Origin of the sequence: Peptostreptococcus porci (assembly GCF_009695815.1) — a bacterium.
GTDB lineage: Bacteria > Bacillota > Clostridia > Peptostreptococcales > Peptostreptococcaceae > Peptostreptococcus > Peptostreptococcus porci.
Window position 1 is genome coordinate 69,776 of sequence record NZ_VUNE01000003.1, and the last position, 26,021, is coordinate 95,796.

Annotated in this window: 20 protein-coding genes; 1 reads left to right on the forward strand and 19 read right to left on the reverse strand. The window is 34.1% G+C overall.

The features are described 5' to 3' along the window. Position 1: 1 nt before the first annotated feature. The 14 genes from FYJ71_RS06055 to FYJ71_RS06120 all read right to left on the reverse strand — a co-directional run bounded on the left by FYJ71_RS06055 (position 2) and on the right by FYJ71_RS06120 (position 16,800). A complete protein-coding gene (locus FYJ71_RS06055) occupies positions 2–973 on the reverse strand; it encodes a hypothetical protein (RefSeq protein WP_154537914.1) in 972 nt (323 codons plus the stop codon). A 166-nt stretch (positions 974–1,139) separates the two neighbouring features. Further along, positions 1,140–1,562, reverse strand: a complete 423-nt coding sequence (fabZ, locus tag FYJ71_RS06060; protein WP_154537915.1) for a 3-hydroxyacyl-ACP dehydratase FabZ — start codon at positions 1,560–1,562, stop codon at positions 1,140–1,142. 79 nt (positions 1,563–1,641) lie between these two features. Then, positions 1,642–2,877, reverse strand: a complete 1,236-nt coding sequence (gene fabF / locus FYJ71_RS06065) for a beta-ketoacyl-ACP synthase II (RefSeq protein WP_154537916.1) — start codon at positions 2,875–2,877, stop codon at positions 1,642–1,644. A gap of 26 nt (positions 2,878–2,903) precedes the next feature. Next, a complete protein-coding gene (fabG, locus tag FYJ71_RS06070; protein WP_154537917.1) occupies positions 2,904–3,653 on the reverse strand; it encodes a 3-oxoacyl-[acyl-carrier-protein] reductase in 750 nt (249 codons plus the stop codon). Positions 3,654–3,665: 12 nt separating this feature from the next. Then, the gene (locus tag FYJ71_RS06075; protein ID WP_154537918.1) at positions 3,666–4,616 is read right to left on the reverse strand and encodes an ACP S-malonyltransferase; all 951 of its coding nucleotides are present in this window, start codon (positions 4,614–4,616) and stop codon (positions 3,666–3,668) included. 21 nt (positions 4,617–4,637) lie between these two features. Beyond that, a complete protein-coding gene (fabK, locus tag FYJ71_RS06080; protein ID WP_154537919.1) occupies positions 4,638–5,582 on the reverse strand; it encodes an enoyl-[acyl-carrier-protein] reductase FabK in 945 nt (314 codons plus the stop codon). Positions 5,583–5,586: 4 nt separating this feature from the next. After that, positions 5,587–5,814 carry an acyl carrier protein gene (locus tag FYJ71_RS06085; protein ID WP_154537920.1) on the reverse strand — a complete coding sequence of 76 codons (228 nt, stop codon included), beginning with the start codon at positions 5,812–5,814 and terminating at the stop codon, positions 5,587–5,589. Between the two features lie 137 nt (positions 5,815–5,951). After that, positions 5,952–7,040, reverse strand: coding sequence for a beta-ketoacyl-ACP synthase 3 (locus FYJ71_RS06090; protein WP_154537921.1), 1,089 nt, complete (start codon positions 7,038–7,040; stop codon positions 5,952–5,954). Then, entirely contained in the window at positions 7,040–7,579 is a 540-nt protein-coding gene (locus FYJ71_RS06095) for a MarR family winged helix-turn-helix transcriptional regulator (protein ID WP_154537922.1), read from the reverse strand. The genes FYJ71_RS06090 and FYJ71_RS06095 overlap by 1 nt, the downstream gene beginning before the upstream one ends. Further along, the gene (locus FYJ71_RS06100; RefSeq protein ID WP_328597750.1) at positions 7,548–8,312 is read right to left on the reverse strand and encodes a carboxyl transferase domain-containing protein; all 765 of its coding nucleotides are present in this window, start codon (positions 8,310–8,312) and stop codon (positions 7,548–7,550) included. The genes FYJ71_RS06095 and FYJ71_RS06100 overlap by 32 nt, the downstream gene beginning before the upstream one ends. Then, complete coding sequence (accD, locus tag FYJ71_RS06105; RefSeq protein WP_154537923.1) at positions 8,293–9,138, reverse strand: acetyl-CoA carboxylase, carboxyltransferase subunit beta; 846 nt, start codon at positions 9,136–9,138, stop codon at positions 8,293–8,295. Before accD ends, FYJ71_RS06100 begins: the two co-directional genes overlap by 20 nt. Further along, on the reverse strand, positions 9,138–10,511 hold the full coding sequence (gene accC / locus FYJ71_RS06110; RefSeq protein ID WP_154537924.1) for an acetyl-CoA carboxylase biotin carboxylase subunit: 1,374 nt from the start codon (positions 10,509–10,511) through the stop codon (positions 9,138–9,140). The genes accD and accC overlap by 1 nt, the downstream gene beginning before the upstream one ends. Next, positions 10,508–10,987 carry an acetyl-CoA carboxylase biotin carboxyl carrier protein gene (locus FYJ71_RS06115; protein ID WP_154537925.1) on the reverse strand — a complete coding sequence of 160 codons (480 nt, stop codon included), beginning with the start codon at positions 10,985–10,987 and terminating at the stop codon, positions 10,508–10,510. Before FYJ71_RS06115 ends, accC begins: the two co-directional genes overlap by 4 nt. A 326-nt stretch (positions 10,988–11,313) precedes the next feature. Next, positions 11,314–16,800 carry a SpaA isopeptide-forming pilin-related protein gene (locus tag FYJ71_RS06120; protein WP_154537926.1) on the reverse strand — a complete coding sequence of 1,829 codons (5,487 nt, stop codon included), beginning with the start codon at positions 16,798–16,800 and terminating at the stop codon, positions 11,314–11,316. 283 nt (positions 16,801–17,083) lie between these two features. Between FYJ71_RS06120 and FYJ71_RS06125 the strand changes: the two genes are divergently transcribed. After that, complete coding sequence (locus FYJ71_RS06125) at positions 17,084–18,436, forward strand: peptide MFS transporter (RefSeq protein ID WP_154537927.1); 1,353 nt, start codon at positions 17,084–17,086, stop codon at positions 18,434–18,436. Positions 18,437–18,936: 500 nt separating this feature from the next. Here FYJ71_RS06125 and msrB read toward each other — a convergent pair whose 3' ends face one another. The 5 genes from msrB to FYJ71_RS06150 all read right to left on the reverse strand — a co-directional run bounded on the left by msrB (position 18,937) and on the right by FYJ71_RS06150 (position 25,860). Next, entirely contained in the window at positions 18,937–20,034 is a 1,098-nt protein-coding gene (gene msrB, locus FYJ71_RS06130; RefSeq protein ID WP_154537928.1) for a peptide-methionine (R)-S-oxide reductase MsrB, read from the reverse strand. Between the two features lie 177 nt (positions 20,035–20,211). Continuing rightward, the gene (locus FYJ71_RS06135) at positions 20,212–20,949 is read right to left on the reverse strand and encodes a TlpA family protein disulfide reductase (RefSeq protein WP_154537929.1); all 738 of its coding nucleotides are present in this window, start codon (positions 20,947–20,949) and stop codon (positions 20,212–20,214) included. Between the two features lie 289 nt (positions 20,950–21,238). Beyond that, positions 21,239–22,942 carry a cache domain-containing sensor histidine kinase gene (locus FYJ71_RS06140; RefSeq protein WP_154537930.1) on the reverse strand — a complete coding sequence of 568 codons (1,704 nt, stop codon included), beginning with the start codon at positions 22,940–22,942 and terminating at the stop codon, positions 21,239–21,241. Further along, positions 22,943–23,698 carry a response regulator transcription factor gene (locus tag FYJ71_RS06145; RefSeq protein ID WP_154537931.1) on the reverse strand — a complete coding sequence of 252 codons (756 nt, stop codon included), beginning with the start codon at positions 23,696–23,698 and terminating at the stop codon, positions 22,943–22,945. Between the two features lie 68 nt (positions 23,699–23,766). Continuing rightward, on the reverse strand, positions 23,767–25,860 hold the full coding sequence (locus FYJ71_RS06150) for a cell wall-binding repeat-containing protein (protein ID WP_154537932.1): 2,094 nt from the start codon (positions 25,858–25,860) through the stop codon (positions 23,767–23,769). Positions 25,861–26,021 lie beyond the last annotated feature (161 nt).

The following is a 26,021-nucleotide window of genomic DNA, read 5'->3' on the forward strand; positions in this document are numbered from 1 at the left end:
TTTACCTCACCTCAAACGAGAATGTATATTCACCGGATTTTGAATCCACGATAATACTACATACATTTCCTTCAATTTTTTTTGAAATGACCCTTATAGAGTTTAACACTGGATCATTTACTACATCCCCCACATTTTTTTCTAGCAGATGTTTAGGATTTGACCTCACAGAATACTGCTTCGATTGTATTGCAAAATCTCTAATCCTTAATATATATTCAGCCATTTTTTCTATAAAAGGATTTTCACTCACACCCTCACTATACTTCAAAAATATCTTTCTCATATCAGTATTATCGCTGTTAAATAATTCGGATATTAATCTCGAAAAAATATTTTTTCCTATCTGTTCTACGCCAAGAATATCTTGTATCTCAATAAATATACTTTCCTTGTCGACCTCTACTGAACCAATTTTTTCATTTAAGATATTCGTTATACTGTAGAAATTATTGATATACTTTATTTTTTTTCTTTGGAAAGAAATAAATTCTTTCTTATTTAGGTTAATAGGATTTAACTCCAACAAGCCATCCTTTAATCTATCCAATAGCTCAATAATATCCTCAATCGAATTAACATTAATAGTCTTTCTTTTTAAAGCTTCACGAAACATAAAATCGTAAATAAAAACATCCATCATATATCCATATTTCTTTTCATTACACTTGTAAAATTTCGTGATTTTATCAGACAAATCCTCTAACACTTCAAAATATGCATCAAAGCTTTTTGACACAAGCACCAAGGGTATAAAAAAATCCAGTAAGTAGTCATTTTTTTGAGAACTATAGTATCTCATATATACGAGTTCATCAAATAATCGTTCATTATCAATCATTATTCTTTTATTTTTCGCATCACAAAATAACACTTTTGAACAAATAAGTGCCAAATACCATTCTTCACTTCCTATTTTCTGAAACAAAGATCCGTAAGCTCTTTTTATAAACTCGTCGTTGTTTTTTTCCATGACTTAATCTTACCCTTCCTAAAATTCTGATATTAAATATTTTACCACAAATTGCATAAAAATAGGGAAACTCGAAAACTATTATTTAATAATTCTCAAGATTCCCGTAAATATCTACAGAACTTCTGTTACATATATTTTTTTATTTATCCAATATATATTTTATTTATCCAATAAAAAAGCTTATTTCAGCTTCGACACAAAGCTCTCCATCAGAAAGTATTTTTCCTTTTCCAATTCCATAATTTTTTCTCATCTTCACTATTTCAACAAAAATATCCAATCTATCTCCTGGATAGACCGATTTTCTAAATTTTGCTTCTTTTATACCTGAGAAAAAAGCTATTTTACCTTTGTGTTCCTCCATTGATAGTATTGAAACTGCACCTGCCTGTGCCATCGCCTCTATTTGTAATACACCAGGCATTACATTATGATCTGGGAAGTGTCCCTGAAACCATGGCTCCGTTGCCGTCACGCTCTTAATCGCATGAACACTTTTTCCAACCTCCATTTCAACAACTCTATCTATCAGCAAAAATGGATATCTATGTGGAATTATGGCCTTAATTTCTTCAATATTCAACATACTTGTCCTCTTTTCCTATTACCTTTTCTTACTTTTTATGCTCGCAATTAATTTTCATATTCTTGCTAATAATAAAAACTTACTTAGTATATTTTTTGAAAAGTAAAGATGAATTATGTCCACCAAATCCTAATGAATTTGATAATGCATATTCTATTGCCTCAAACCTCGTACCTTCAGTCACATAGTCCAAGTCACATTCTTCATCTTTTACCGCATAGTTGATAGTAGAAGGTATGAACCCTTTATTTAATGCAAGAGCACAAATACTCGCTTCAATGGCACCTGCTGCTCCCAACATATGCCCAGTCATACTTTTTGTAGATGAAACTGCAATATTTTTTGAGTGTTCTCCAAATAACTTTTTTATTGCAAGTGTTTCAGAAACATCATTGAGAGGAGTGCTCGTACCATGTGCATTCACATAATCAATATCATCAATTGATGCTCCTGATTCTTCAATCGCAAACTTCATTGAATGCATGGCACCCTCGCCATCTGGATTTGGTGCAGTAATGTGATATGCATCACTTGTTTGACCAAAGCCAACAACTTCACATATGATATTTGCATTTCTTTTTAGTGCACTCTCAAGTGATTCCAACAACATAATCGCAGAACCTTCGCCCATAACGAAGCCACTTCTTTCCTTGTCAAAAGGTATCGATGCCCTATTTTTGTCTGTTGAGAAACTAGTTGCACTCATTGCTTCAAAACCAAGTATTCCCAAATCACAAATTGATGCCTCACACCCACCAGCGAAAACGGCATCCTGATATCCATTTTTCACCAATCTAAATGCGTAGCCTATTGAATCGGTACCTGTCGCACAGGCCGTTACATTAGAAGTACACACTCCCCTAGATCCAAGCTCAATCGAAACGTGTCCAGCTGCCATATTTACAATTGCCTTTGGAATAAAGTGTGAAGAAATTTTTCTAGGTCCTTTTTCAATGAATTTTTTATGTTCATCTTGAATAGTCGAAAGTCCCCCAATTCCACTTCCAACAACAACCCCAGTTTTATATCTATTCTCATCATCTATAATATATCCACTGTTTTTTTGAGCTTGCTTCGCCGCAGCAATTGCAAATTGAACAAATCTATCTTTTTTCTTATGTCCTTCAATTCCAAACTCCTTTGGTTCAAAATCTTTGACCTCTGCAGCAAGCTTCGTTTTGTAGGATGATGTATCAATCAAAGTAATCTCATCAATCCCATTTTTACAGTCGATTATATTCTTGAGAAAATCTTCAATGTTGTTACCAATTGGACTAATCACACCAATACCAGTAATTACAACTCTTCTATCCATATATACCCCTCATAATATCAAAAAATTTATATCGAGGACAATCCACCGTCAACGCTTATAACTTGACCAGTAATGTATCGCCCTGTATCCTCAGCCAAAAAGTATACCAAATTCGCAATATCCTCTGGCTTTCCAGCTTCCTTTAGCGGAACAAGTCCTATTATTCTTTCTCTAATATCCTCTGGTATTACGTCGGTCATATCAGTTTTTATGATTCCGGGAGCTATGGCATTTACAGTCACTCCATATCCTCCAAGCTCAACTGCCAAAGATCTTGTGAAACCAATCACCCCTGCTTTTGAAGCAGAGTAGTTTACTTGACCCATATTTCCAACTAATCCAGCAAGCGATGATAAATTGATTATCCTACCAGATTTTTGCTTCATCATTTTATTTGCAACCTGTTTAGTGCAGTTAAAAATACCCTTTAAATTTGTATCGATAACAGCATCAAAATCATCTTCCTTCATTCGGATAAATAATTTATCTCTTGTGATACCTGCATTATTCACCAAAACGTCTATATTGCCATATTCATTTTGAATTTTTGAAATCGCATCTTTCGTTTGATCATAATCCTTTACATCAAATTTTATACAAAATGCCTCAATTCCTTTATCCTTCAATTCTTTAACCAATTCATTTGCTTTGTCGTCAGAGCTGACATAACTAAAGCCTACTGTATAGCCTTCAATCCCTAGTTTTTCAACTATGGCTCTTCCAATTCCTCTGGATCCACCAGTCACTAAAGCAATCTTTTTATTATTCTTATCCATACGACCTCCCTACTAGAAAATATTAATATTCTCCCTCAAATTATTTATATCATCTAAAGTTTGTACATTGAAAACCTGACAAGATTTGTCTATTTTTTTGATAAATCCACTCAAACTTTTACCTGGTCCAATTTCTACAAAGGTATCTATTCCCCTCATAATCAATTTTTTTGCACAAGACTCAAAAAGAACTGGTGAATACATCTGTTTTTTCAATGTATCGACTATTTCTTCATCGCCATTCATATCCATATACGAATTTGTATTGAAATTAGAATAAACGTCGTATTGTATCTTACCAAAATTGGTATTTTTTAAGTAATCCTCGAATTTTTCTGCAGATTCAAGCAATATTTCTGTGTGAAATGGACCTTCAACATCAAGTCTCACAACTCTTTTTATCCCTCTTTCGCCACACTTTGACTCAAATCTCTCAATCGCCTCAAAATCACCGCCTACAACTACTTGGCTAGGAGAGTTCAGATTGCATACAGAAAGAAGACCTCCACATTTGACATCGTCGATTATCGACTGAATTGTCTCTATATCAGACTTCATAACAGCAACCATTGTTCCTTTTCCCGATGCACCTTCACTCATTATCTGACCTCTAATATCCACTAGCTTTATACCATCTTCTAGGTTAAACAGCCCTGCACAGCACAATGCACTGTATTCACCCAAACTTAATCCAATAGATGCTTCAATATCGAAAATATCCATTGATTTTAACTTACCATACAGCAAAACGCTATTTAAAAATATTGCCAGCTGTGCATATCTAGTTTTAGATAGGTCATCCAATCTTCCTTCAATAATTTTTCTCGCAGTTTCTTCACCTACCAATGACCCTAAATTTGAAACAGTATCACTACCTTCAATGTTTGAATCAAATATGTCTTTTCCCATTTCCTCATATTGTGAGCCTTGTCCTGGAAAAAGAATGGCAACCTTTTTTTTCATATTCTACCTCTTTTTAGCAAATTACAATGATTCGACTACAGCTCTATAATGCTCTACCAAATCTTGAATAATATCTTTACAAGTCTCTCTCTTTTTCACCAATCCAGCTATCTGTCCTGCCATGACGGATCCATTGTCCACATCACCATCTACTACAGCCAACCTAAGACTTCCAGCACCAAACTTTTCAAGTTCTTCAACTGATGCATTGTTGTCTTCAAGAGATTTGAACTTTTTCGCAAATTTGTTTTTTATTACTCTAACAGGATGACCTGTCGTTGCACCTGTTACCGTTGTTGAAGTATCTTTTGCATCTAATACCTTTTTTTTGTACCCCTCAGATACATTACACTCATCTGCAACTAAAAATCTCGTTCCCAACTGAATACCAGAAGCTCCAAGACAAAATGCTGCTGCAGCTCCTCTACCATCGGCTATTCCTCCAGCAGCAATTACTGGAATATCAACTGCATCGACTATTTGAGGAATTAAAGACATGGTATTGGTTACTCCTATATGTCCACCTGCTTCTGCACCTTCTGCAACCAGAGCTATAACTCCATCATTTCTGACCATTCTTATTGCTTGAGATACAGATGGAACAACAGGAATTATCTTAACACCATTTTCATTTAACTTTTTAAAATACTTTCCTGGATTACCAGCTCCTGTAATTACAATCTTGACACCTTCCTCAATTACGGCATCTACTACATCCTCTACAAAAGGGCTCAGCAACATTATGTTTACCGCAAAAGGTTTGTCCGTCAGAGATTTGGTTTTTCTAATTTGATCGACCACCCACTCTTTTGGAGCATTTCCTGCCGCTATCACTCCTAGTCCACCAGCATTTGACACTGAAGAAGCTAAATCACAGTCGGCAATCCAAGCCATACCACCTTGAATAATCGGATATTCTATTTCAAGTAAATCACAGATTACTCTTCCAAACCCATTTTTTTTCATAACTTTAGCCCTTTATCTTTTCAATGTACGCAGCTATCAATGCTGGTGTTCTAAGAGATTCAATAGCATCATCTTCAACTTCTATATCAAATTCGTCCTCAATCTCTGTCATAATGTCCATAACATCTAGAGAATCAGCTTCCAAATCCTCCTGTATATCACTATCTGCTTTTATCTCATCTAAATCCAAATCCAATTGCTCTGCCAATATTTCTCTTATCTTTTCAACCATTTTTCTAAATTCCTTTCAATTTCATTTTATTATTTTTAATATTACTATTTAATATATCTATCATTGTAAATAATATATCTAATAAACTATTTAATAGACCTATCATATTATTTAATACATCTAGTTATTTAATACATCTAGCAAATCTTAAACAAGGTACCGCCAAATGTTAACCCACCACCGAATGCTAGTGATATTATATATTGTCCTTTATTCGACTCAAGGTCAAACTCTCTTACAAATTCATCCAATGCTATCGGAACACTTGCAGCAGATGTATTTCCATACTTATCCAAATTCATAAACCACTTATCTATTTCAATCTCGCTTTTCTCAGAAAGTGTCTGCACAATCCTTCTATTAGCCTGATGAGGTATTATACCTACCACGTCATCTTTACTTATGTTGGAATTCATTAATAGCCTATCTATAACTCTTATACCTACATCTGTTGCAAATTTATAAATCTGCCTACCATTCATCTTTATATAGTCAGAAAAAGTGTCGTTTTCCAAATCATACGAATCTCTAGACTTGACAGATAGATATTTTTTTTCATCATACCTGCCTGAAACAAATGAACCTACTATTTCCAAACCAAAGCATTTGTTTTCTGCCTTTTGTTTTATCGAATCAGTACAACATTCACTATCTACAAATGTTTCTGCACGGTTTTTTTCGCAATATTCTGATATTATTTTAGATTTCTCCAAGCGGATTTCTTCATTTTCCAATAAAGCACAGCCTGCTCCATCGCCAAATAAAATACAAGTCGATCTATCTTCCCAATCTACATACTTTGACAGTCTTTCGGCACCGATCACCAATCCATATCGTATGTTCATTGTTTTCATCAGGCTTTCTACAACGGCGATCGAGTAAATAAAACCACTACAAGCAGCATTTAAATCAAAACAGAAGCACTCCTCAATGCCAAGTCGTCCAGCTATTGTATGTGCTGACGATGGAACAAGTGAGTCTGAAGAAATACTTGCAAAAACAATTATTCCAATCTCATTTTTATCAATACCAGATTGTTCTAAGGTTTTCTTCGCTGCATTAAATGCAATTTCTTCAGTAGTTTCATTACGTGATATATGTCTGGTGTTTATTCCAGTTCTCTCAACTATCCATTCGTTATTGGTATCCACCATTTCCGACAACATAAAGTTGTCTAATATTTCATCAGAAGTATGACTTCCAGTAGAAATAATTTTTATTCCCATTACTCCCTCCCATACTCTTTTATGAAAAAGTTGTTGATGTTTTGTAGAGCTCTAACCAGTGCCTTGTCCTCGTCGATTTTCAGATCCGCCATGGCATGATCAATCATCTCCTCGTGGAAATTTTTATGGATTTTCTCAACAAGCTCACCCTTTCTAGTCAAACTAGCCACGACAACTCGCCTATCCTTAGGATCCTTTGTCCTTTGAGCGTAACCCTTCTTTTCAAGCTTAGACATTGTTGTAGTCAAAGTACCCATAGTAATATCTAGAGATTCCGCAACCTCAGACATCGTTTTATTTCCATCTAGTCCAATCGCCTCTATCGCATGAATTTCCGTCATTGTGAGATCTTTTATTCCCCTTTTTTTCAAGGATCGCTCCTCAATAGTAAGAATATTATTAAACAGCTCAACAATTATCTCATTCAACAACCTTCTACTTTCATCATATGAGAAACTAAAGTCCTCATTATCTATATTTTTATTGTCAACATTCGTCATATCTATTTTATCCTCCAAGTATTTTTCTATACTTATCATATCTTTTTTTCAGGATTTTTTCCATAGAAATCGATGTGGTTTTTTGGAGGTATTGCAGTATTTCATTCTTTAAATGATATTTCTGCCCACCATCTTCTTTGATAATTTTTTCGATAAATCCATCTTCCATCAGATCACTACTAGTCATTCGCATAAGATCTGCTGCCTCATCTCTTCTGTTTGGATCTTTCCATAGAATACTAGAAAAGCCTTCAGGAGATAAAATAGAATATACACTGTTTTCAAGCATCCATATTTCATCAGTAACACTCAACGCCAGAGCTCCACCGCTCCCACCTTCTCCGATTATTATCGACAAAGTTGGTATATTCAGCTTTGAAAACTCATAAATACAATTTGCAATGGCACTTGATTGACCTCTTTCTTCAGCTTCGATGCCACAACCTGCTCCAGGTGTATCGATCAAAGTTATTAAAGGCAAATCGAATTTTTCAGCGTACTTCGCCAGCCTTATCACCTTTCGATATCCCTCAGGATTAGGCATTCCAAAATTTCTGTCCTTTTGCTGAGAAATTACCATCACAGAAAAATCTTCAATTTTTCCAATTCCACCAATGATCGTTGAGTCATCCGAAAAAAGTCGGTCACCATGAAACTCAATAAATGGATTGAATATATATCTAATATAATCCAAAGATTTTAATCTGTCTGGACTCCTTGAAGTCCTGACAATGTCCATAGCTTTCAATCTATCACCTCTTTTTCCTAACATTTAAATGAATTGATAAAATATCCGAAAGTGTTTCCCTCAAAACATTTCTTTCGACAACCATATCTATCAATCCATGCTTCAACAGAAATTCTGCTCTTTGAAATCCTTCAGGTAGTTTTGTCCTAGTAACTTGTTCAATTACTCTTTGTCCAGCAAATCCAATCAATGCATTTTTTTCTGCTATTATGATGTCACCCAAGCTCGCAAAACTAGCACTGACTCCACCAGTTGTCGGATCAGTCATTACCGATATGTACAAAAGACCCTTTTCACTGTGTCTTGCAATTGCCTGAGAAGTTTTCGCCATCTGCATCAGAGAAAACATCCCCTCTTGCATTCTAGCTCCACCGGAAGCAGTGAAAATAATAAGAGGTATTTTCTTCTTTATCGATAACTCAACGGCTTTCGTTATTTTTTCACCAACTGTACTCCCCATGCTTCCCATCATAAATTGAGTATCCATCACAGCAATAACAACCCTATTTCCATCTATTTTTCCAACACCGCAGACGACAGCTTCATCTTGATTTAACACTTTTCTCAGCACGAGCTGCTTTTCTTTGTATTTTGGAAATTTCAATGGATCTCTGATATTTTTATCCCTAAAATACTCTACAAAAGAGCCTTTATCTAATATCTGTTTCAACCTCTCTCTAGCATTCATTTTCAAGTATTTGCCACAAGTTGGGCATATCTTCAAATTTTCAGACAGGTCATTTTTGAAAATCATATTAGAACATTCCGGACATTTTATTAAAACATCAGGTTGAATATTAATATTTGATGCTGGTTTATATTTTTTCTTTTTGAAATGCTCCAAAATCATCAGTCAACACCCCCACCGATAATACTTTCAATCCTGTCATCACTTAAAAAATTCGTCGAAAAATCATTTGACAAGAAATTCTTGTCAGTCAGTATCTTCTTGTTGAAATTTATATTTGTTTTTACACCCTCAATTACAAATTCGTCCAATGCCCTAAGCATAATATTTATAGAATCCTCTCTGTCCTTTCCAAATGATATTATCTTTGCAAGCATAGAATCATAAAATGGAAGAACATTGTATCCCTGGTATATTGAACTATCAATTCTCACGCCATAGCCACCTGGCAAATTTAAAGCCTCTATAACGCCAGAGCTCGGCAAAAATCCATTTTCTGAATCATAAGCATTTATTCTACATTCCAAAGAATGACCCTTTATCTTGATATCCTCTTGAGTGAATTCAAGCTTGTTTCCCGATGCTATATTAATCTGCTCTTTGACAATATCAATACCAGTAATCATTTCAGTTACTGGATGCTCGACCTGAATTCTTGTATTCATTTCCATAAAGTATATTTTGCCATCACTTGATACCAAGTATTCAATCGTACCTGCATTGGTGTATCCAACAGCCTTCGCCGCTCTTATAGAAATATCATAGAGTTCTTCTAATAAGGCTTGACTAATTGCTGTCGGAGGAGCCTCCTCGATTACTTTTTGGTGATTCATCTGAATCGTACAATCTCTACCCGATAGATGAACTACATTTCCAAGCTCATCTGCCAAGATTTGCACCTCGATATGTCTTGGAGATTCGATATACTTTTCAATATACAGTCCACCATCTCCAAAGGCATTTTCTGCCTCTTTTTTTGCCGACTGAAAAGACAGATTGAAATCTCCTTCGTCTTTTACAACTCTCATGCCCTTACCACCGCCACCTGATCTTGCCTTTATTATAACTGGATAGCCAATATTTCTCGCCTCTACCTTTGCAGCTTCCAAGCTATCGACTACTCCATCAGAGCCAGGAACGACTGGAATACCAGCTTCCTTCATGATTTTTTTGGAAATATCTTTATTTCCCATCTTTTCCATGACTTTACTGGTTGGTCCAATAAATTTTATATTATATATCTCACACATTTTTGCGAAGCTACTATTTTCTGATAGAAAGCCAAAACCAGGATGAATAGCATCCGCACCAGTGACTATTGCTGCATTTAGTATTTGAACCTTATTTAAATAACTTTCCTTTGCATTTCTAGGACCAATGCATATCGATTCATCTGCTATTCTCGTATGAAGAGATTCTCTATCCACATCAGAAAAAATCGCAACGCTTTTTATTCCCATGTCCTTTAGCGTTCTAATAATCCTCACAGCAATTTCGCCTCTATTTGCTACTAGGACTTTATTAAACTTTCTCATTTTATCACCTTAACATCAAATAAATCCTGTCCAAATTCAACTATTTCTTCATTTTCAACATTTATCGATAATATTTCACAGTCGAAAGGTGCCTTTATTTCATTCATCAGCTTCATTGACTCAATGATGCAAACGACATCCCCCTTCTTCACAACCTTACCAACGTGTACAAAAGCATCTTCATCTGGTGAAGGTTTATCATAAAATGTACCGATAATATTTGCCTTAATATTTTCGCAATCGCAATTTATTTCATCATCACTTTCAGATGACTCATTGCTTTCCACAGGCAAGTTATTATTCTTAACGGATTTATTTTTATTATCAAAATTTTTGCTATCAATATCTAGCTTGTCATCATACTGTTCATAATTCTTTACTAGAAGTATTCTCTCATCCTTACTTGAATACTCTAGTTCTCTCAAGCCTTTTGAATTTATTATATCTGCAAGTTCAGAAATAAATTTAGTATCCATTTTATATCCTCTCAATAATTTATTTTGATATTCAAAATATCACAGGTTTATTATAAGACTTATTTTGGTACTTGTCAATATTTATTTTGATACTCAAAATAAATATTTTCTTATTTGTCAACACATATGTTACACTAATAAGATTTTTTCCAAATATACATTTTTGATATTCAAAATAAATATTCCTTCCACTCAAAAAATCCTCCATGGTAATTGTACTATTTTACCATAGAGGATTTATTTCTTTGCCTGGCTTCTTGTGCATATTCATAAAAAGCATCAATCAAGAAAACAATTATGCATAGCGTCTGCTTCTACGCTTAATATTAATTTTTTGATTTTCTTCTTAGCTTCATCGACATAACTGCTGTTCCCATCAACAAAATACCAGTCGACAAATAAAGCAATGTACCGATTCCTCCAGTATATGGAAAAATCCCCTTCTTGTTTTCAACCGCAATCTCTACTATATCAGTATCAGCCGATTGAATTACCTTTAAATGATTTTTGTAAACAAACTGTTCATCAACTTCATACTCGCTATTGCTTCCATCTTTGAGCTTTGCCGGAATTATTATGTCACCTGAATCCTTTATATAGAATGGTATTTCCGTATTTATTAGTAAATAACCCTTTGGTGCCCTTTCTTCCTTCAAATGATAAAGCCCTGCTTTGAATTTCTTTCCTCCATTGTCGAAAGTAAATTCACCGCCCACAAGATTAGCAACCTGATTGTTGTACATTCTTTTATCGCTGTCAAGTATTGAAAACCTTGATATATCTTCATAATTTGAACCAGCTATAGGCATTCCTTTTTCATCAACTTTTCTTATCTTAAGTCTTATTGGCCTATCTTCTCTTTCATTTTTTACCTTTAAAGTAATTTTATTCCCAGATAGATTTGTGTAGTCTACAATTATCTTTTCATTTATCGCCACACCGGTGAATGTCGTATAGCCACCACTTTCACCAATGGTTGAACCCGTTGTGTTGCCAACAACCTTCCATGCTGTCGTATTCTTCATTTGAGGCATGGAATGAACCTGCTGTGTCTCTACTAGGTCAAGTAAAATAGGCTCAACTTTTTTGTATCCAGTAGGACTTTCCGTTTCAACAAGTGCATAACGTCCAAGTTTATTTGCTAGCTGAGTGAGCTCAACTCTACCAGAATTCAATGTAAACTCTTGAACAGGAGAAATTGTTCTCAAATCATTTTCTGATACAGAAGTTATATTATCTCCAACCTTATAAAGCTTAAATCTTGCATTATAGCTTAAACCATCATTGTTATTAGAAATAACAGTCGATGTTTCGGCATCAACTTTTTCTAAAGCTATTGATGGGTTTTGTATATTTCCTATAAAAGCTATATTGTCCTCAGTATCTTGTTTTTGCATTTGAGGTGTCATTTCCTTAATTAGCTTATACTCCAAGCCTTCGACTTTTATTTCCTTAACTCCAAACCACACATCCTGCCTAACTTCATTGTTTTTAAAGCGTATATACCTCGCCAAAAGATTTAAGTTTGCTTCATTCACATTATTTACTGGTTTGGTTACGCCTTTTGTAGTATCAGTTTCTATATAATTTTTATACTCTTTCCAATTAGTACCATCTGATGAATACTCCAGAGAGAATTTGTTAAATCTATCCGCGTCATTTTCAGGTGCCCCTTGTAAAAAGCTAATACTTTTTATGTCATGTAGTCGTCTCAAATCCACACCTACATATGAGCCCACAGGAATATCATTTCCTTGATTATTGAAGTTATGAAAAACAACCGCAGTAGTATTATTTCCATCTAAGGCATCTGCAATTGAACCTGATGTAATATTGCTTAAATCCGAAGATTTAATTATATCTTTGTTTGTAATATTTTTACTCATTTCACTATTGGACTTTGAATAAAGATATACCTTTCCTACACCATCAACCACAACCTTATAACTGACTGTATCGACCACATATCCATTTGGTGCCTTTGTTTCTTCTAGTGTATATACACCCTCAGTCAGATTTTCGAATACAAATTTTTCATTGAAATTCTTTTCAATTTCAACTGCGGAAAAGCTTGCATCGTTATCCTTTGTAAGCTTGAATTTGACTTTTTCAGTGATTCCATGTGTTCCAGTCTCTTCAATTCCCTTAATACGCTTTGAAAATACTAATCTTGACATTATTTTTTCATTTTTGATTTTTATTTCAATCGTATTTGTACCTGTAACATTCGTGCCGTATGCATCGACAATACCGTCATCCGATGTGTTGATATACACCTTACCATCGTTGCTAATTGTAATCGGAATTAAGCTATTTACCATCTTATATCCGTTTGGAGGAGTCACCTCTTTAATATAATATTTCCCCGCCTCAAATTTATTTCCTCCATTATTGAAAATAAATTCACCATTATTTAAATTTGCGACCTGTCCGTTAATTGTATTTCCATTTGAATCAACAATCGCAAACCTTGACGTTACGGTAATTTTACGACCAGTTTTGCTGTCAATTTTAACAATCTTAATATTAAACTTCGGCTTTGAGTTTTTGATAACATGCTTGTCAGAAAGCATATCTACTCTTTCACTGCCCTTAAAGACTTCAAACTCTATCTTCTTTGTTGCCTGATTCAATGTACCGACAACTCTATAATCTTGTGCATCTCTTTCATAAGACTCTGGAGCAACATCTTCTCTTAGATAATACGTTCCCGCTGTCAAATTATTAAAGATTGCAATCCCATCACTGTCGGTTTCAGTGGACGATTGTATTATTGTATCTTTTGATTCATTCAAAAGCGAAAATTTGGCACCACCAAGTGACAAGCTTTTATTTTCATTCATTTTTTTTATGTAAAACCCACCTCTAACTAACGTATTAGTTATGCTATAATCAGTTGTCGACGAAATATAGCTAGCCGGTGGATCAATTTCTTTTACAGAATAGTCTATTTTTCTATTGCTTGAATCGTACTTTGGCAATTGACTAAATTGATATTTCCAATTGTTGTCATCATTTAATGTAAGTCTACTTGAATTTCCATTTGGATAAACATATGGACTTCCATTTGCGTAAAGCTGAACTTCTATTGATTTCGGTCTAATACCTTCATCATCACCAATCCACGTCTTTGCCCCACGAACAATAACCTCCGGAGAACAAATCTCTCTATCTCCACCGGTCATATCGGCAAATGTGGAAGTCGGTAAATTTTGTATTTTAATTCCGTTATCTCCGTCAAGTTTTTGAGCTTCAAATTTAACTGTACTATCTGTATTTCTATTTGGTAATTTACCTCTATCAGGTTGTGAACTGACTATTCTCGCAAGCCTTTTTGTAATATTTCCTGTAGCTCTGTCTTTAACTACGGAAGTAAACCAAATTTGTCCGAATGCGTAAGTCATCCCTTCAATTGACGTATCTCTGTTGTTTGCATCCCAAAAACTGTTAAATTCTCCGGGTACTCTTAGCGAACCCACATTTATCGGTTCAGAATAAGTTCCTTCTCCCGCATCTATTACTTTTCCGTTTGAATCCAAAGGTCCGTTATACTTTAATAAATAAAAATTAAAATCATCTCTAAGCGGAGCTGTCAGCTCACCACGATAAAATAAATTTCCGTGACCTGAATATAATATATCTCCGTTAGGATACTGAATAATATCTCCGTCAGATACAGGAGTCTTTGCATTTATACTTGTATTAACCGTATGCTTTGCATATATTATTTTTGCCGGTTGAATCGTACCTCCATAAGCTACATTATTTGATAAGATGTCACTTATACGATACATATAGATATTAGGATCGGCAAGTACCTTTGCAAATAGATATTTTCCATCTACACTTGTTTCTAAAGAATTCAATTTTCTAAAGTCTTTATGTACAAATATATTTTGTCCGTTATCATTCAACCACTTACCGCTATCGTCACTTCCGTCTCCGGTTTTTTCTCTTATTCCGCCTAATCTAACCACATTTACAACTGCTCCATTTTCTCCTCTAGTAGGATCCATGATAGCAAGCTCACCTCTTCTATTCGCACCGAAAAGATATCCCTTTGTTCTATCATAAGCTATACCATAGCCAAATGTAGGATCCAAGTATGTTGGAAAATTTATCTGCTTTTTTATATCAACACCATTTTCCATCATAAATGCCGAATTTTCACCAGAAAACCAAATTAATCCCTTACTGGGATCAATAATACATTGTCCCGTCATACTGCCCTCATAATTGGATATTTTCCAATTGTTTTTTGAGACCTCCTGATACTCGGCATACCAGCCTTCAACAACATCTTCCTTTACAGAATAATTATACGCAATATGCTGGGAATCATATTTTGGCAAATCTGTAAATTTCTTCGTTTGAGTTCCGTCATTTGAATAAAGTGTGTAATGCTGCCCATTCCCATATACATTTCCATTTTGCATTAAACGCACGATTACTCTCTGATTTGAGCTTGGTTTGTCCACCCATTCTTTTGTGAACGAGAACGAAACTTTTTCTTCATTTGGATTGATTAAATTGTTTGGTACATAAATAGTTACAGGACGTCCGATTGAGAAGTTTATTTTATTTGATATTATATGACGACCATCAGTAGTCAGCTGTTCGAGAATATAATCTCTATCGGTTGATAGCGGCAATTGCATTTCAAGCATTCCATTTGAGTTAGATATTTCAAACTCTCTTGAAGATCCGTCTGGATGAATTAATCTAAACTTCGAACCAGATATCCTTACACTCAAATCTCCAGCTTCATGATTTACAATTGTTACCAAATTTGTTTGCTTTTTAGGCAAATACATAGAAATAGTCTTGTTATTAGTTAACTGATCCAGCTTGATATCACCCTCTACATTTGCACCAGAATATTCGTAGTCATAAGGAGATTCTATTATTTTTGCTGAATAGGTTCTGTCTTTTGAAAAATTTTTAAATGTGATAGATCCATTTGAATCGGTACTCCCCACAAATGAATTCCCCAAGTCATCAGTAATCAGTAGCTTTACATTTGGAATGACCTTACTATTATCGTTTTTATCATAGACATTTATAAATAATTTCCCATATGTGTTCACATCATAAGGCTCATTCAAAAAAGTCACATTCGCATACTCGGCATATCCCTTAGTGCTTGGCTTTGGAATTTCGAAGTTAGCCTCATTTGGAGATGCCATAAATCCCTCTGGACTACTGATTTGAGTAATTGTATAATTTCCATATGTCAGTCCACTCAACGTGGCAATTCCATCAGAATTTGTGGTTATCTCTTTTCTTACCCCATTAACACTCGTAACTAAAAAAGATGCCCCAACTACAGGAGTCTCTCCATCAAAATTTGAACGAACTTTTAGTTTCAACGTTGTGCTCGTTCTTCCGCCTTCATCTATGTTGACAGTTGTCGTGCTATTGTGCTTAATATTTGATACTACTACTGTTGCATTATTATTGCCGCTTGCAAGCTTAACCGTAGTATTCGTGTTCGGTAACTTGTACGTCTCTGAGGTTGTTCTCTGAATAATTTCGTATTCTCCATCATCCAGTCCTGAGAAAATACAGTTACCGGTCGTGTCTGTTACATTCTCTAAAGAAAAGGAAGGATCATCCAATTTCCTAAGCTCAAACTTGGCATTAGGTATTGAAACATCTGTAACCGTTCCATCCCTATACTCTCTTAGTTGCACTGTAATCGTCCCACTTCCCAACGCAAAAACACTTGCGAAGCACGTATTCAGTATAGAAAAAACAAGCAACAAAGAAATAAACATATTTAACAATTTATTTTGTTTTCTTTTTTTAAACAAATTTTCCCCTCACTCTCTTTTATCACATTTTTTGCAACGTATTTTAATAATATTTTTTTTATAAAAATGTAACATTTTTAAACACGTATTATTTGTTTTTATATTAATTTCATTATAACTATACCATACAAAAGACTAAAAAATCAATATATTATTGATTTTTCTTAACAAAACCTTTATAATTTTTTATGTAAATATCAACTGACAAATAATATACAATTTCTAAACACAGTATTAGAAAAAAACAAAAAAATTTAAAATTTTAAGGGGGATTTTTATTATTATGGAAACAAGTAAAAAAAGGTACCCAACCGCTTTTTGGGTCTGTAGTGCTTCAGAGATTTTTGAACGTCTTGCATACTATCTTGGTCGTTCACTTATTCTTATTTTTATTACCACAGCTGTATTAGAGGGTGGATTGGGTCTTTCGGATAAAGTGGGAGCCAATATGCAAGCCAATATGACAGCGTTTTCATACTTAGGTGCAGTATTTGGTGGATTCGTAGTTGACAGATTTATCGGTGCAAAATACACTACTCCAGTAGGAATGGTCATAACAGGGATAGGCTATTATATTGGCTCTATTGCCACAGGTGCACAACATATATACCTGATGATACTAACTGTTAGTATCGGGCTAGGGCTATTCAAAAATGGTCCGATAATTGGACGTGTAATAACTGATAAATCTCAAATGGATTCGGCTTTTTCAATAAGATACACACTTGTAAATGTCGGCGCTTTGATAGGTACATTTGCAGTTGGAATACTATACAAGGATGTGTTTGCAAAGAATGGAGTACTTGGCTTTGCTCCTTGCTTTAAGCTTGCTGCTCTTTCAATGATACTAGGGGCTATTTGGTATGTATTTGTCTGTTGGAAGCATTTAGGCACTATTGGTAGTAAACCATTTAAGCTGGAAAAAACTGCTGAAGAGCTAGAAATGGAAAAGAAAGAACACCTAGAGGATCAGATAAAAAGACCGCTTACGACAATAGAAAAAAAGAGAATCGGAGCTATTATATTAGCTTCTGCATTCTCAATAATATTCTGGATATTCTGGTATCTTGCATATCTTCCAGTATACTATTATTGGGCAGAAAATATGAATTGGGTCGTAGCTGGTTATACAGTGCCTGCGACTTGGTTTGATGCCGCCAATTCATTATTCTGTATTATTCTTGGACCTGTTATGGCCATGCTATGGAATCATTTGGCTGCTAGACCTCAAGGAGATATGAGTTTATTTAGAAAAACTGGTCTTGGTATTGGTATTATAGGGCTTGGATATCTATTCTATGCTGCTATTGACATTATGAGAGGCGATGCAAAAGCAAGTGTTCTATTGTTGATTGTATTTGCATTGCTATTAACTCTTGGAGAAATGTTCTTCTCTCCTCTTGGACATTCATTCATAAGTAAATATTCTCCAAGTAAGTACTTGGGACTAATGATGTCAATGTGGGGTATTGCCACATTCTTCGCAGCAAAGCTATATGGTTATGCATATGGTTTTCTATTTGGTGGAACATTCAAATTTACAAATGCGTGTTTTATAGTTGCAGGAATTGCCTTTGCTTCTGCAATCATACTATTTACGCTTGACAAGAGACTATCCGCATTAGTAGAAGATTAATCATTTAAAAAGTTCAGTTAATATTTTCATTTATACTGAGGTGATTTATTGGTTGCTTTTCGTAACCATAGATCACCTCTTTCTAAAGTTGCCAATTTAATAAAATTAACTCTATTTCATTATTTTATTAAAAAAGGTATTATTCTTTGACCATAATGTATGATATAATCTATACATATTAGGGGAAAAGGATGTGATAATTTTGAGTTTTCTTTTCAAAGGTGATTTATAAGCAACCCTTGAGTAGCCTTGGATTTACAAAAAAATCATTATTAAAGGATTACCTTAAAGGGTGGTTATATTATGATATATTTATTAAGGGTAAAAAAAGGATTACCGATAAACTAGATTTTTAGTTTTTTATGTTTTAATTATTCGTTAATAAAATTAATTTAACTTATTGTATATAATAAAGTGAAAATACGAAAATAAGCTACAGTATCAGATATTTTGAAATAACTGAATACTGTAGCTTGTATTTTTTTATAGATTTGTTAGAGCTATACTCTCGATAATAAATATCCGTACCCTTCTTTTTCCATTTTATCCTTAGGTATGAATCTAATTGACAAGCTGTTTATGCAAAATCTCAAGCCACCTTTATCTTTTGGCCCATCTTCAAATACGTGCCCCAAATGAGAATTTCCTATTCTGCTTTTTACCTCTATTCTTTTCATGTTGAAGCTGTTGTCTTCCTGAAAATTTACCACCTCTGAGCTTATTGGCTTTGTAAAACTAGGCCAACCACACCCTGAATTATATTTATCTTTTGAGGAAAATAATGGCTCTCCTGTGGCAATATCTACATATATCCCGTCTCCGAATGAATCCCAATACTTATTCGAAAATGCCTGTTCAGTTTTGCCTTCTTGAGTTACAGCATATTCATCCTTTGTCAATTTTCTCTTCAATTCTTCCTTTGATGGTTTTGGGTATTTATTTTTATCTATCAGAGGATTATTTGCCATAGAAACATCAATATGGCAATAACCATTCGGATTCTTCTTTAAATAATCCTGATGATATTCTTCTGCCAATACATAATGCTTCAATGGCTCTACCTGAACAACTATCTTTTTATTGATCTCTTTCTCTTTTTCGTCTATAACCGATTTTATAGTTTCAAGCTCTTTCTCGCTTGTGTAATATATTCCAGTTCTGTATTGCTCTCCTGTATCATTACCTTGCTTATTTACACTTGTAGGGTCTATAACTCTAAAATAATATAGAAGTATTTCTCTTAAGCTTATAACGTTTGAATCATATGATATATGAACTGTTTCAGCATGACCAGTGCTATGAATCAAACTGTAGTTTGTCGTTTTAACTCTACCATTTGCATATCCAACAGTTACATCCTGCACGCCATTTATTCTAGAGAAATATTCTTCTAATCCCCAGAAACATCCACCAGCGAGGTAAATTTCCTTTATCTTTTTTTCTTTTCCCATATATGTACCTTTTCCAACTTCATTAGACTGTATTAATTGTTTGGTTTTATGCTTTACTCCATCTACCTTTGTATTGCTCAAAGATATATATACAAATGCCACAGCCATAACCAAGGTTGCCATCACAACAAAAATCTTTCTATCCATACTAACATCATCTCTTTTCTAAATATAACATATCGAATTTATACTTCTGCTATAAATTTACTATCACCCAATTTCTGACCTATATTATTGTAGTTTTTTTCATTATTTTATATTATTTAATTATTTTGTACTATTTAATTATTTTATACTTCTCATCATTATTTTATATGCTTGTCGTTATTTTATACTGTTCATCGTTTCTATGATTTTGCTATCATCCATATGTCCAGCATGGAAATTCGCCAACGATCCATCAGAGCCTATAAATATTGAATCTGGATAACCCTTTATTCCCAACGATTTCACAAAATTCTCTCCATTTGTATCCATCAATGTCTTAATATTTTTTAAGCCAAGACCATTATACCAAGATTTGAAATCTTTCTCATTTCTTTCATTTAAGTAACCTGGAGCCACAACAGATACAATCTCAAATCCATTATTCTTTGCCGCCAGCTTATCTAAATTAGGAAGTGATGATGTACAAATTGAACACCAAGATGCCCATAATTTCACATAAACCTTCTTCCCTTTATAGTCAGATAGTTTCACTTCCTTGCCATTCAAATCCTTTAATTTAAAATCAACTTTTTTTTTATCATTCATCATCTTTTTGTCGTCTTTGTCCATCATTTTCTTGTCGTCTTTATCCATCATCTTCTTGTCATCTTTGTCCATCATTTTCTTGTCGTCTTTGTCCATCATCTTTTTGTCGTCTTTATCCATCATCTTCTTGTCATCTTTGTCCATCATCTTCTTGTCGTCTTTGTCCATCATTTTTTCATTCTTTGTAGATGAACTATTCGCATCTGTTCCACCTTTAGTTTCAGATTTTGCTGTACATCCGCTAAGTACCGCAACACAAGCCATAGCAATCGCTACTTTCTTTAAATTCTTCTTTTCCATTAATTTCATAAAATTACCCCCATTTTTTTCTTATTTTATCTGTGAATTCACTGAAATTTTGCTATCAGCAGCCTCACCTGCAAGCACTAACAGCTGTCACATGATAATTATTAATATATTGATGTTTATCCTATGACTCTATTATATGTTTACTTACAAAAAAAAATAATAGAATTTATTACGCAAAAACTTGAATATTTTACGATATTTAAATTCTATTACTAAAAACTACTATCTCGTTTTTCAATTTATTATTATTTCTATCAAAATCGCTTCATATAAAATAAGCGGCTATAAATTATTTACTAATCGGAAAATACATTGTTATAGATGTAAATTCTCCCGGTTCGGACTCTATCTCCATCCTATAGGAATCACCGAAGTGAAGATGTAGTCTTTTATCTACATTGATTATTCCAACGCCCCCCAATCTACTGAAAAATTCTTTCTTGGTCATTTTGGTTGGTAAACCTACTCCATTGTCATATATCCTAACGCATATATGTTCGCCTAAAAGGTCTACTGAGATATCTACTGTTCCACCATCTGGAATACTTTTTATGCCATGATAAATTGCATTTTCAACAATTGGCTGAAGCACTAGCTTCGGTAACATAAAATCACTACAATCAATATTTTCACTTATATTATAGTTTAATTTGCTTCCATATCTTTTCTTTTGTATAAATAGATATTGTCTTACATGGTCTATTTCATCGTGAAGTGAAATTATCTCGTTTCCATAGTTCAAGGATAATCTGAAAAATTTGGCAAGTGATTTTGTCAATTCAACAACACTTTCACTATCATTGAATTCAGCCATCCATATTATTGTATCAAGAGTATTATACAAAAAATGAGGATTAATTTGACTAGATTGAGTTTTGAGTTCATATTCCCTAATGTCTTGCTCTCTATCCTTTATCTCTACCATTAATTTTTCCATTTTGTCGAGCATCATATTAAAATGCCTCTCCAAGTCTTGCAATTCGATCGAACCATCTTCCTTCGCCCTGATGTTTTTCTCTCCTTTTTCTATCCTATCCATAGTATTCTGCAAATCTTTTATAGGTCGAATCAGCCTTTTTATTGCAAAAAAAGTTCCTATCGACGCAAAAATTGCCGACAATATCACTATTAAAATAAAGGAATGCAGTAAGCTCCTATTTATCAGCTTCAATTCATCAAGACTAGTGACACAGGTTATTTTCCAGTTCAAATTTTTCATATAATGGTGCTTGACAAACTGCGAGTTCTTTTTATAGTATCCATCCTTTGAATTGGCAATTTTAATCATCTCTCGTCTATTTTCATCAGATGTGAAAACCTCCTTATTGGGGTGATACACAGCCTGACCACTTTCATCTGTGATAAATGCGTATCCTGACTTTCCTAGGTTCAAACGTTTAAGATAGTTTTCTATCGCATGGTAATCAATATCCAGCCTTACAACTCCTAGATTATTTTTTTTCTCATCGACGACCTCCTGAGTTACAGAAATAACCCAATTGTCTTCATTTTTCGAGAATTCTGCCTTTCTTGCAGATGTAAGTATTGGCATTGCATTTTGCATAACAGCCTGCTTATACCAATTTTCCTTCATCATATCACTTGAAGTTCTCATCTCTATTGAATTTTCATTGGATACAATCCTTCCATCCCTTGTTATAAGAACTGCCGACACCAAATTGGGATCAGTATCAATTATCGTCTTAATTAATGACAGAACTTTGTCCTTACCAGCTTCGGATTTACTATAAATGTAATCCTTTATTGTGTTATTTGTGGAAATAACATTTGCAGTAGTTTTTAACTTTTCGGTATAGTCAGTTATATACTCAGCACTTTTTTTAATTGAATCAACGGTGTTCATTTCGGCACTGTTGACTATTATATCCGAACTTATATTATAATTCAGCATACTCACGACAAACAGCATAATTGTGACCGCTGAAAAAAAATAAAGTGTCATCTGAAAGATCAAGGACCTATTTTTTAACAACTACTGCACCCCCTTTTGATATTGTCTAGGGGTCATACCCACATATTGCTTAAAACGGGAGGAAAAATAATTAACATCCTCATATCCAACCTGCTCGGCTATCTCATATATCTTTAGGTCTGTTGTCAACAACAGGATTTTTGCCCTGTATATTCTGTTCTTTGTCAAATAATCTTGAAAGCTCATCCCAAGATGCTTTTTTATAAATGTGCTCAGATAATTGGTGCTAAACCCCATCTGGTTTGCAAGATCTTTCAATGAAAAATCTGAGCAATAAATTTTCTGATTGATAATACACAGTAATTCGTCACTCTCACTTGATCCACAAGGATTTTGCTCATTTTCAGAAATAAGCTCATAGACTGCTTTTTCACGTCTTTCCTGGTTTAATTTATTCGTAATATTAATAAGAATATTTTCCACATCTTTTTTTGATATAGGCTTTAAAACGTAGTCATCAGCGCCTAACTTTAATGCAGATACAGCATAATCAAAATAATCATATCCTGTCAAAAAAACTATGTGTGTATCCTTATCAAGCTCTTTAACTTTTTTTGCGAGAGTTATTCCGTCCATATGAGGCATATTGATGTCGGATAGTATGATATCTGGTCTTTGCTTTACAATTATATCCCAAGCCACTTCTCCGTTCTCAGCCTCATATACACTTCCAATACCCATCTTATCAAAATCAATAAGAGACGATATCCCCTTTCTCACCAATTCCTCATCCTCGATAATCAATAATGTATACATAAACTCCCCCTATTTTCTACACTACAAGACTTATCTTATAATACACCCTATCCATAAATTAATAAATACTACTTTGTCAGTAGGTTTACAATGTAATCAGGCACATATCTCTGCCCACCTACAGCTACAAGGCTCGTTATACTCGATTTTTTAATATAATCCGAAACTGACCTCGATACTTTAGAGCTTGGTGTTAACAATATTGGTGCATCATATTTTGCTCCAACTGGACCAATAACCAAAGCATCTGCAAAAATCTCACCTGACGCCAAAAAGGCCTTTTTTGATTCTGGAAATTTGCTTTTTGCAATTGCAACAGACGTAGAATATCTATCATCGCCAGAAATTCTTTCTAGTACACCTGTAATATTTTTTTCTGTTGCCTTTGAAATTGTATTTTCTCCACCAACAATATATGTTCCCGTTATTTTCAAATCCGACATTGCAGTTCTAACTGCAGGCGATATGTCATTCTTCTTTACTAATAAAATCGGATATCCATTTTTCGCTGCAAATGAACTAATAGATAGTGCATCTGGAAAAACCTCACCCGACGCTATTACAGCTTTATTTTTTATCCCTGTAATTCCAACGACTCTCCTAGCAACCTTGTCCGATGTTTCATATCTGTCAACACCACTGACTCTTTCAATATTTGAATCGAAAGCATTTAGCTCTGATTTTACAGCATCTGAAACAGAATTGGGACCTCCAACTATTATTATGTCCTTTACTCCCAATCTAGTAATCTCATCCTTTAAATTATCACTCAATTTTTCTTGATTTGTCAATAGAATTGGTGCATTCAACTGCTTAGACAAAACTGTCGCCGTCATTGAATCTGGAAATAAATCATGCCTAGCAATAATTACCGTTTCTGATTTCCCAAAATATTTTTTTGAAATTTCTATAGCAGTCTGTATTCTATCTGTACCACTTACCCTATCAGTAGAAGTAGGCGTATTTTGTATTGTTTCCTTTGAAAATGGCACATGCTTATTGGTAAAAGTAAACTCATAATTTTCAACAATCGTTTCATCACCATATGCCTTCGTATAGTATTTTTTTGTATTTGAAATTGCTGAAGTATAGTACTTGTAATTATCTGCTACTACTGTATATACTATCCTCGATCCATCTTTGTTATATATTGGTAAAACACCAAATGTTTCCTTCGATCCCTCTATAGATTTGATGGATATTTTTTTACCTGTGTCTTTTCCATCAGCAAATAGCCTTACCTCAAATCTTTCTGGTCTAACATTATCAACATTATTCTTATCATCCCAAATACTGTCGACTGATACATTGAGATGTCTTGCAGCAGCAATGGCAGAAGGCTCAGTTATCGGAAGGCTTGAGTTATGTGTATTATCATTGGAAGTCGGCTTGTAAGTTGCAGTAACCTCAAAAATTATTTTATTACCAGCTTCAACATTTTTTGTGGAAACCTCATAACCATCAATACTAATTTTAATTTCATATTTTTCCGCAGTTAAATCACCACTATCTTTCTTAAAATTAATGCTCTTGCTCCAATAATTCTCAGTATCTCCAGTACCTTTTTTCAATTGCGCAACATAAACAGTTTCTGGAGTATCTTTCTCTTTTACTCGAAAATCTACTACACTTGGACGTTTTCCAGCACTATTATTAGAATCATTCCATAATAGCTTGATATCTGCATCTTGTGTTGTCGTTTGGTTGGCACTATAAACGTAAATTGATGTGGACGATCCCAATCTAGTGTACATAACATCATAGTTTTCACCTGAAGAATCGTCTATCATTGCATAATAATAGTTAAAGGTACCATCCGAGTTTTGTTTTTCAAGCCCATCAAAGCTGTACAACATTGTCGATGACGGCACAGTCACTTTTTTTATTAGGGTTCCATCGTTGACATCATCCGGTTGATATCCATCCAAGGTCGGTACTATTTTCTTATATAGTTTCAAGGTCACGTTTTCTGGTTTTTTTACCTTATTTGACCATTGAATTATTACCTGCTGTTGAAATTTATTTCCTGAATTTGGAGCACTACTCACTGCACTTCCATAATCGTTTGCATCAACTGCATACGAATTAAAAGCTCCATTAACTCCAAATACAGATGTTCCCATCAATACAGCCGTTAAAATTGAAATAGATTGTCTCTTCATTTTTCGCTCCTCTTGTTACATTTGTTACATTTTTCTTAAATTTTTAAAGGTGAAAATATATAAACAAATGTTTAATACTTTCACCTTTTGTGTCTTGCTTTATTATTATATCCAGCATTGGCATATAATAAACAAAAAAAATATTAATTTTATCAAATACA